This is a genomic window from Microbacterium sp. (genome assembly GCF_030149085.1).
Classification (GTDB): Bacteria; Actinomycetota; Actinomycetes; order Actinomycetales; family Microbacteriaceae; genus Microbacterium.
In genome coordinates, this window is the sequence record NZ_JASBSF010000139.1 from 1 (window position 1) to 5,943 (window position 5,943).

Annotated in this window: 6 protein-coding genes; 3 read left to right on the plus strand and 3 right to left on the minus strand. The window is 62.2% G+C overall.

Annotated features, from left to right (window positions below; all coding sequences use genetic code 11):
- Window positions 1-126: 126 nt before the first annotated feature.
- Window positions 127-966: a HipA domain-containing protein gene (locus Q1V87_RS05715; protein ID WP_300591223.1), complete on the minus strand. Its 840-nt coding sequence runs from the start codon at window positions 964-966 to the stop codon at window positions 127-129.
- Window positions 963-1,202 carry a helix-turn-helix domain-containing protein gene (locus tag Q1V87_RS05720; RefSeq protein ID WP_300591224.1) on the minus strand — a complete coding sequence of 80 codons (240 nt, stop codon included), beginning with the start codon at window positions 1,200-1,202 and terminating at the stop codon, window positions 963-965. Before Q1V87_RS05720 ends, Q1V87_RS05715 begins: the two co-directional genes overlap by 4 nt.
- Window positions 1,203-1,383: 181 nt before the next feature.
- On the opposite strand from Q1V87_RS05720, the gene Q1V87_RS05725 reads away from it, so the two are divergent.
- Genes Q1V87_RS05725 through Q1V87_RS05735 form a run of 3 tightly spaced genes read left to right on the plus strand, consistent with a single transcriptional unit; the run spans window position 1,384 to window position 3,741 of the window.
- Window positions 1,384-2,034: a type I restriction-modification system subunit M N-terminal domain-containing protein gene (locus tag Q1V87_RS05725; protein ID WP_300591225.1), complete on the plus strand. Its 651-nt coding sequence runs from the start codon at window positions 1,384-1,386 to the stop codon at window positions 2,032-2,034.
- Window positions 2,035-2,089: 55 nt separating this feature from the next.
- The gene (locus Q1V87_RS05730; protein WP_300591226.1) at window positions 2,090-2,701 is read left to right on the plus strand and encodes a hypothetical protein; all 612 of its coding nucleotides are present in this window, start codon (window positions 2,090-2,092) and stop codon (window positions 2,699-2,701) included.
- Window positions 2,698-3,741 carry an XRE family transcriptional regulator gene (locus tag Q1V87_RS05735; protein WP_300591227.1) on the plus strand — a complete coding sequence of 348 codons (1,044 nt, stop codon included), beginning with the start codon at window positions 2,698-2,700 and terminating at the stop codon, window positions 3,739-3,741. The genes Q1V87_RS05730 and Q1V87_RS05735 overlap by 4 nt, the downstream gene beginning before the upstream one ends.
- A 110-nt stretch (window positions 3,742-3,851) precedes the next feature.
- Here Q1V87_RS05735 and Q1V87_RS05740 read toward each other — a convergent pair.
- A partial coding sequence (locus Q1V87_RS05740; protein ID WP_300591228.1) for a DEAD/DEAH box helicase occupies window positions 3,852-5,943 on the minus strand: 2,092 nt, incomplete at its 5' end.

Sequence of the window (5,943 nt, forward strand, 5' to 3'; positions counted from 1 at the left end):
CGCCGACGCCACTCCGCGATCGGCAACATCACCCCGAACACCTACGAGAACGTCTACGAAGCCGCGAGATCAGCTACCCTCGCGGAAGCGGCATAACCCACCCGACACCGTGTCCACGATCAAGGGTCAAGGCCCGAGCACATCTTCGGACCCGGCATACTGCAACAGTGCACCGGCGATGCGGGCGAGCGAGACCACGCCTCCGAGCTCCTGGTACTTCTGATTGCCGCTCGCGCCCAGCACCTGGTTGAAATCCTCCTGGTGGATGCGCGCGCCACCGGCTCGATCAAAACGTTCGATCACGAGCGTCGGCAGTCCGTCGAACTCCTCGACTCGGGTATCGAAAGCCGCGAGTCCGAGGCGACGTGCGAGGCGCGCGCCGTACTCCTCATCGAAGATGACAGTTGGTCGTGTGGGCAGTTGAGGCTTCAGGATGTGCGTCGACGGGAAGCCGCCGAGTGCTTGGTTCCACCTGGCTCCGGTTCGCGCCAAGACGATCTTCGGCTGGACGCCGCCGAGTGAGGTCCGCCCAGAGTCCGTCGCGTTCCCGAGCGGAGCGCCGATCGGATCCTCCAGGAGGCGTCGGATCCCCTCAGCGTCGATCGGGATCACCTCGGGAGTTCGTGGTTCCGACGGGTCGTCGACATCCCAGATCTGCAACGCACCCGCGACGTCACGGCCGTACCGCGCCAGAAACGCGGGTATGTCGCCGCGCCGCACACCACCCTGCGTGAGCATGTAGTCGAGTTGGTCGCCTTCGGGCAGGAGCTCCGCGAACCAATTTCGGCGACGCCCCGCATGTTGCCTTGGCATCGAAGCCAGTAATGGAATCACAACCGACATCACCCGGCTGTTTACCCCGAATGTCTCCCGTGCCTCATCGGTGATCTCGATGTCGAACGAGCGTGCATCGGGGCCGTGGATGTGTCCGACGATCGTGCCATAGAGCTCGACAGCGAGCCTCATGGCCGGGCTTCACCATCCCACATCGCCGATAGCTCGACCCCGGTCGCCCGCATGAGGTCGAACATTCGACGAGCCCAGATCGTGGGCTTTCCGGATTCGAGCTCACTGACAGACCGCTGCGAGATGCCGAGCTGGTCGGCTAGCTCCATCTGTGTCAGGCCTCTTGCGAGCCTCGCCTGTTGGATCGCAAGCCCGATGTCGGCTGGGGAGCGCAGCTTTGCTTCGTACGATGCCATGGCCGTCCCTACTACGAAATCCGGATAGGCCAAGTCTATTACGAAATCCGTATGAGGATAGGTCATTACGAAATCCGGATACGGCAAGTTGTCGCGGGATCCCACGGGTGCTCGACGAAGCCGTCTGTTGTCGCCGCCCTCCATTAGCGTGGAGGGGTTGCACGGATCGAGGGGACACAGCGTGGTCACGGGTGAGCTCAGACGCCAGGTCGACAAGGTCTGGGATGCCTTCTGGTCGGGCGGCATCGCCAATCCCGTCGAGGTGATCGAGCAGATCACGTATCTGCTGTTCATCCGGCGGCTCGACGACCTGCAGTTGCTCGCTGAGAAGAAGGCAGCCCGCTTCGGCGAGGAGGTCGAGAACCGTGTCTTTCCCGACGGGTACGACAGTGATCTCCCGAGCCGCCGGCCGTACCGCGATCTGCGGTGGAGCGTGTTCACGAACTTCGCGCCAGCCGAGATGTTCGAGGTCGTCTCCGAGCATGTGTTCCCGTGGCTGCGCCGGCTGGGCGCCGAGGGGTCGAGCTACGCGCGGAACATGCGCGATGCCCGGTTCACGATCCCGACCCCGGCGCTGTTGACGAAGGTCGTCGACCTGCTGCACGAGATCCCGATGGAAGATCGCGACACCAAGGGCGACATCTACGAATACATGCTCTCGAAGCTCGCGACCAGCGGCACGAACGGGCAGTTCCGCACGGCGCGGCACATCATCAAGCTCATGGTCGACCTGCAGCGTCCGCGCCCCGACGACCTCATCATCGATCCGGCGTTTATGCGCAAGTCGGATGTCTCACGAGACACGGGTGTCAGGTTGATCCGCGCCGCCTGAACACGCCGACGAACGACTTCTGGCAGTGTCGGTAGACGGTGGTATATTTTCTGGCATGATTTCGAACTCGCATCCGGATAGCGATCGCGTCCTTGCCGACCTCGGAGACACGTTCGTCACCGCATTCGTCGATGCGGTCGATGGGGCACGAGCCGACTACGCAGAGTTCCGCTCATGGAAGCCCGGCTGGTTCCCTGGCTTTACGCAACGGTTCACCGCGAACTTCCTCCACGAGCGGATCTGGGATCGGGTGATCAAGGCGGTCGCTCAGTTGGAGAGTGTCCACATCGTCGATCGAGAGCCGGTGCGTGAACTGCGCAGCGGGACGCAATACTTGATCCGAGTCAAGCGGCACCACCCGGGAGACCGCATCTCCGCGTATCCGACGGAAGCCTCGAGCGCCTTCTGGTCGAACAGTTCGTTGATGCTGGAGGGACTGGAATCGTTCAGCCTCGCTCTCGGATATATGTGGGACGCAGAGCTTCGCTCAGTCGGCGACGCGGTCCTGTCTTTCCGCGATGGGAAGGACCACCCAATCTGGGCTATTCAGTTGCAGAAGGACGCATCGGCACCCTCTGGCTTCACGTGGGCGCCGGTCGCCCCCGAGCTTCCCGAGCTGGACCTCACGAACGTCATTCGCGAGGCCGAGGAGGAGTCGGGCACATGACCGGCCGCGTCGGTGACATCATCTTGGTCCTCCGGCGCGCTGCAGAGATCACGCAGGAGGAGCTGGCAGAGAAGCTCGGTATCACCCAGGCTGCACTGTCTCGTTACGAGAACGACCTGCGTGAACCGGACGACGAGATGGTCGGCAGGCTCGCCGATGCGCTCGGGGTAACTCCAGGGTTCCTTCGCCACGAGTTTCGTATGCAGGGCGCGATCGCGGCCGACGCTCATATGCGGCGCCAGAAGACCACCAAGCCATCGGATTGGAAGCGCGTCGAAGCTCGCCTCAATGTGCTGCGTATGCACTCCTCATACCTGCTCGAGCGCGTGCCGATGCGCCCTCAACAGCATGTGATCCAGGTAGATCCAGATGACCAATCACCCGCCGACGCCGCAAGGATGCTCAGAGCAGTGTGGCGGATGCCGATCGGGCCGGTAAAGAGCCTCACTCGTTGGATTGAAGCGGCGGGGATCTTGGTCGTCGAGGAGGACTTCGGCACGCACAGGATCGATGGGATGTCGCAATGGGCCGGCGAGCACGCCGTAGTCATCCTCAATGCGAATCTTCCAGTCGATCGCAAGCGGCTTACGATGGCGCACGAGTTGGGGCACCTCGTCCTGCATACGACGTATATTGACGCCGATGTTGAAGAGCAGGCAAACCAGTTCGCGGCTGAGTTCTTGATGCCTGAGCATGTCATCGAGCCCGAGCTCGTCAATCTCACTTTGGGCAAACTCTCCGACTTGAAGATGGAGTGGGGCGTTTCCATGCAGGCGATCTTCGAGCGCGCGTACCGCCTTGGGAAGGTCAGTTCGGAAGACCGGCAACGCTTCTATCGACAGATGAATAGCCGCGGCTGGAAGACACGCGAGCCGGGTAGCGACCTGCTTGCTGCCGAGACGCCGGAGCTTGCGCGCTCCATCGGACGCACATTGGATGGATCCGGACTGACGGATGGCGAGATCCGGCAACTGATCGGAGTGGGCCCTCACGCAGCGACTGTGTTCCGGGACAAGCCGCGGACTCTTCGTGCAGTGTGATCTGTGCACGTGTGACGGCGCGAACCCACGCATGGCTTGTCGGGTCAGGTGGCGAGCGATGTAATGTCGTCGCTGCTCGTGGGCACGACGGTTTCAGTTGCGACTCACGATCAAGCGCGTCGCAGCCCGATGTCGGTGGCAGTCCTGGCGTAGACGAGGTCGCCAAGCATGGCGCGCCAGGTACTCTCATCCTGCAGCAGTGCGCGCGCGGCAGCAGCGGTCGAAGTCATGATGTTCAGGGGATTGCTCGCGATCGCGCGGCCAAGTTCAACGGCTGCGAGGCGATGCCGAATTCCGCGGGCCATCAACTCGCGGGCGGGCGCGGTACTTACGCCGAAGCGCAAGAAGTCCGGAAAGGCATCAACTGCGGGCGCCAACGACTCTCCGCCCTCTTCAACGCGTCGGCGGATGATTGCGACGGCCTGCTCGATCAATGTGAGAGTGTCGAACAGCACCACCTTGGCGTGCACGCGAAGGAGGACATCCACCTCAATCTCCATCGCCTCGGCGATCTGCCTGAAGGAGTGGCCGGTAATCCACGCGCGCACAATGCCCACGAGTGTGTCTTCGATGCTTGCGACAGTCGCTCCGCGGAACGCGACGGTCGCTTCTTGCCTGAATCCAGGTTGCTCGAGCGACCAAGCGACAAGCGCGTTGACGAGACGCTCATCGAGTGGCGATTCGATGTCGGTCCAATCCGGAACTCGCGGTAGAAGTCCGTCAATGACCGAGTCCACAAGCCGAGGCTTCGCCGCGCTGTCTCTCACCCACGCTAGGCGGCCTGAGGCGCGCATCGCGACGAGATTCTGTGCACGCTGCTTGAACACCTCCACCAGCATGGCCCGCTCGACCTCATTCCCGCGTGCTGCAGCAAAAGTCTTGGATGCGAACTGCTGGGCAATGTCGATGAACTCGTCAGCACCAATCTCGTCGCGGATCAGTTCGATGAGGGAGGCGTCGACAGCGTCGGTAAGTGATGCCAGCGCCGGGGCTCGATCCAGGAGCTCATTGGAAAGCGGTATTTGCCTACTGTCGAGCGCGGCTCGAAGCTGTCGTACGAGGCCAAGGAGCGCGCCCGTCACGGCTTCGCCCGGCTGTCCCTCAGCAACAGCCTTCACTGCATCCCAATCCGCCGCGTTGGCGCAGATGACTAGTCCTCTTGTCGATGCGCCAGCGCGACCCGCCCGTCCGACCAAGTTCTTGATATCGCGTGCGAACATGGGAGTGGGCGCCCCACCATCGGTGCTCCGACGAACTGAGTAGAGCACCATCGTGCGGATCGGAAGATTTACTCCTTCCGCCAGTGTGCTCGTGCACATGACCAGTGGAACCACGCGTTCAGCGAGCAGCTCCTCGAGGACTTCGCGCGTCTCCTGAGGGAGATCGCCATGATGAATCGCTGCTCCAGCTTCGAGCGTCATCGTGCCGAGCCAGGCTGCCCCGTATTCGGTGGAAAGGTAAGCGATCGCCTCGTTGAGCTTCGCTGACTCCTGAACGTGGTCGATGGGAATGGGGAGAGGCAACCCGGCCTCAAGTTGCTTTAGCAGCTCGCGCGCCAGCCCCACAACTCCGCGATCACCGCCCTTCTCAGCAGCAAAGATTGCGACCGCACCGAGAGAAAGCGACTTACGCGCGGCAGCAACCGCTTGTGTCTTCGTTGAATCGAAGTTGAAGGTGTTGCGGCGGCCCGTGGAGCGCTTGATGTACTGGAAGTCCGGGAGGCTGAGAAATCTGGGGAGAGAATGGGCGGGAACTGACGTCGACGGCTCATGCAGTTCGAGGCTGACGTCGCGCATTTGGCCGGTGCCAGTTTGCCGCAGCGTGGCGTACTCCGCGATCGAGGGCCGGTACTCGCTCCTTACGACAGTCGAGTCGTTTCCGCCGAGCCAGGCGTTGATCTCCTCAACGTTCGGCACGATCGCCGACAGGAAGACCGTTCGTGGCGGTGGGGTTCGAGCGTTCAATCGCGAGAGCAGAAGCTCCAGACCGATTCCACGAGATCCACTGTCGAGCAGGTGGCCTTCATCACACACGACAAGCGAGATCGTCGTCAGTAGTTGTGGATGTGCGCCGAGCAGGCCGGTCATCGCCTCAGGCGTCGCTATGAACACGCGCACCGAGTCGAGGTCCTCGTCTTCCTCTGGAGCCGGGACGGTGCCACCGTAGATGGTGCGCGTCTGCAACCCCATACTGGAGAGGTGC

Excerpts from the sequence above, each read along its gene's own strand:
- Q1V87_RS05730 (WP_300591226.1), top strand. The coding sequence starts at position 2,090 with ATGATTTCGAACTCGCATCCGGATAGCGATCGCGTCCTTGCCGACCTC.
- Q1V87_RS05735 (WP_300591227.1), top strand. The coding sequence starts at position 2,698 with ATGACCGGCCGCGTCGGTGACATCATCTTGGTCCTCCGGCGCGCTGCA.
- Q1V87_RS05715 (WP_300591223.1), bottom strand. The coding sequence starts at position 966 with ATGAGGCTCGCTGTCGAGCTCTATGGCACGATCGTCGGACACATCCAC.
- Q1V87_RS05720 (WP_300591224.1), bottom strand. The coding sequence starts at position 1,202 with ATGGCATCGTACGAAGCAAAGCTGCGCTCCCCAGCCGACATCGGGCTT.